This window comes from Skermanella sp., assembly GCF_059503625.1.
In genome coordinates this window covers 1-3067 of sequence record NZ_JCACHA010000271.1, presented here as the reverse complement: position 1 = coordinate 3067, position 3067 = coordinate 1, and the positions used below count along the sequence as shown (strand labels likewise).

Sequence of the window (3067 nt, the reverse complement as noted above, 5' to 3'; positions counted from 1 at the left end):
AACTACCTTGCCAACTCAGGCTACGCGTTCGACTAAACCTGAAATGCTCTAGCTCGAGGCTGCCATTTAAATCGTCAAATAGACGATTTGATCAAAGCGGCCGGTTTCCGCATAAGCCACTTGCAGACCAGCTACCTCCCCGGCCTGAAGCCGCTTACCTATACTTACGAGGGCCGCGCTCACCTATGGTAAAGGCTCGACTTTTGTCTTCGAGCTCTAAACCGGTTCAATTGTCACGCCGTCAATGACTTTCGTAACCTCAACCGTCGACACTCAGTGCAAAATATAACATTTCAATTGAGATACGGAGCACTGCAGCACCCTCAAAAAGCGCCAGGGTGATGTTGAAGCGGCCGAAGACACCGTCAGAGTAACTCCACAGCGCGAGGGCGAGCCATGCAAAGATTGCTTGATGAGCAAACGGCATATGGCCGTATGGAGGAATGACAAACAGAATGACGCTTGTTAGCAGAATGGCAGCAATTGAGGAGGCTATACAAACCGCATTCCTACGACAGGGATTGTTCGCGTTGTTCATAGGGCAATTATTTTAGCAGATTTAAGATCTGAGGCATCTCACACTCTAGAAAGTAAAGCCGATTGACAGTAAACACATTGTGGGGCAATAACCGGTCGCTGCTCATGCAACTGGCTCCAACCAGTTGTGGTTGACATTTGAACAAATCTCCTCCTCATTGCTTTGCGAGTTGAGGGGGCCTTACTCGCAGATCATTTGCATAAAATGCCTTATCCAACGACGCGGTAAGCGGCTGTAGGCCTTCGCTTGTGTTTACCCGTTTCCGGTCGCGAACCTTCGCCTAAAAAGATCCGGTTTGGAGACAGTGCAGGCATATGCTCAAAGATGGCCGGATCGACTGCTATGCACCCATAGTGGCCGCCCATATGCCGTCATCGCCCCGCCTGCAAGCGCACATGACCTTTCATGGCTGGGTTGGCTGGTGAGCTAGACCTTCGGTACCGCTCGGGCTTCTCCTAGGGGTCCAGCTCAGCGGCAGCTAACTCGGCGATCTGCAGGTCGATCTCAGCACGAGGATCGTCATCTCCCAGGAACAACGAGGCCGAGAGGCCGGTCCACGCCAGCACCCATGACAAAAGGCGCCGCCGATCCAGCCCGCCTGCCGCGGCTATGATGTTCAACCGCCGCGTAAAGCGGCCGGGCTGCGTCGTCACCGGCCATGTAGGGTCCGCCAGATCGGGATTGCTGAAGATGTTGGCAAATTCGAATCCCCGCTCGCCGATCAGGTGCTTCGGGTCGATGGCCAACCAGCCTCGTGCGCCAAAGTCGAGCACGTTGTCGTGGTGCAGGTCGCCGTGCAGCACGCCGACCTCACGCGGTTCCGCCAGGAGCATGCGGGCCGTTTCCGCACTGCGAGTGAGGATGCCACCATGCTGGGCCGCTGTGGGCCACAAGTCCCTGAACCACTCCCCGAGGGGCGTCAGCTCCGGCAGCGCTCTCGATCGGGGCGCGTGCAGGCGGGCGGCCGTGGTGCAAAGGAACGGCATGCCTCGTCGTCCCGCCCAGACCGGGCCATCTCGCCAAGAGAAGCCGGGCCTGTTGCGCGCTCCATCAGCAAGGCATCGCCGTCACAGCCAAACACGCGCGCGGCGCCATCCCCCTCCCACCATTCCATGAGCACACCGCCGAGCCGTTCGTCAGCCTCGTGGGACAGCTTGAGCATCGCTGGCTTGCCATCCCTCAGCACCGGAAGAAGGTGGGCGGCGGGAGTGGTGATCGGCGCACCGTCAGGAGCCAGATCCCAACGGGTCAGATAGGACACAAACATGCCCCAGCTCAGCACGGTGTATGGCTGCTTTGGGTCGGGGGCAGCCACGGGTCGCCCCTCCTCTAACGGCCGCTTGCCCAAACGGTCTACCCGGAAGCGGAAGTGCCGCTATCGGCCAACACCGATCATGCCGCTCGGCGCTCACAGCGGTCACTTGCGGCCGCACCCGGCTTCTCGAAAAAGCAGAGAATGCACCGCCGAGCTCGACTGACCGTGCTGGGCGAAGCGGACGGTTGCTCCGCAGCCGGGACCGGCACACACGGGTTCTGTCAGCACTCGCGCCAGACTTGGCGACGGGAGCCAATGCCGAGTTCCGGCTACGCTACACCGAGAATAGCGAGTGCAGTGGTGGCACAACGGAGGTGAACCAGGCGACGGCGGTTGGCAGGGACAGGCTGGTTGTGGCGGGTGCAGGGGCGGAAGAAGTTGCGGAGTTCGTCGAAGCTTTGGCAGAACCGCCTCGCCGCATCGAAGCTTTTGAAGCCACGCATACATCGTATCCGACCTTTAACGCCCCGATGATCTTGTTCCAATCTGTTGTTCTTATAAGCGCTGTTGCGATGGACGACCCTCCGGCCGAGCGTTGACCGGATCGCGCGCGGGTAGGAGCCGTGCCCGTCCGTGGTGACTTGGTTGGGGACGAGCGAAAGAAGGCCTGGGCCGCCGCCATGTCGCGGTGCTCACTCAGCGTGGTGTCAACAAGATTGCCGTCGCGGTCGATGGCTCGGTACAGGTAGGCCCAGCGGCCACCCACCTTCAGGTAGGTTTCATCCACGTGCCAGCGTCGGCCGCGAGCGCCACCCTTGCCGTGCCGGTGTCGACGGAGCTCATCAGCCAGCCTCGGTGCGAGCTTCGCCTCCCAGTCACGGACAGCTTCATGGCTGAACACGATGCCGCGCTCGAGAGACATCTCGGCCAGGTCGCGCAGGGTCAGGCGGTAGCGCAGCCGCCACAGCACCACCAAGGCGATAATGTCGGATGGGTACTGCGTGTGGTTCAGCGGCCCAGCGCTGCGCTCGTTGAACTGCTTGCCGCAGTCTCGGCAGCGAAACCGGCGGTACCCCCGCGCGGTACAGTCCGGCCGCTCGGTGACGGCAGTCGAACCGCAGCAGAAGCATTCCATCCCCAAGTCCCAAGCCAGCCGTCAGCAGGTCAGTAACCTACCCGTGGCTGCCCGGACGGCCAAGCCGAGCACCCTTGGCGCGAAGCCTGAGTGTCCATCCGGGAACAGCTTGAGGCATCTGAATCGGTTGTGACTGGCG

General features: G+C 60.6%; 1 protein-coding gene and 2 pseudogenes. All 3 read right to left on the bottom strand.

Annotation, left to right across the window (positions count from 1 at the left end; all coding sequences use genetic code 11):
- Window positions 1-259: 259 nt before the first annotated feature.
- The gene (locus AC5JJ6_RS06415; protein ID WP_496041242.1) at window positions 260-538 is read right to left on the bottom strand and encodes a hypothetical protein; all 279 of its coding nucleotides are present in this window, start codon (window positions 536-538) and stop codon (window positions 260-262) included.
- 455 nt (window positions 539-993) lie between these two features.
- Window positions 994-1805 (bottom strand): annotated as a pseudogene (locus AC5JJ6_RS06410) (aminoglycoside phosphotransferase family protein).
- 317 nt (window positions 1806-2122) lie between these two features.
- A pseudogene (locus tag AC5JJ6_RS06405) lies at window positions 2123-2715 on the bottom strand (IS6 family transposase).
- Window positions 2716-3067 lie beyond the last annotated feature (352 nt).

Excerpts from the sequence above, each read along its gene's own strand:
- AC5JJ6_RS06415 (WP_496041242.1), bottom strand. The coding sequence starts at position 538 with ATGAACAACGCGAACAATCCCTGTCGTAGGAATGCGGTTTGTATAGCC.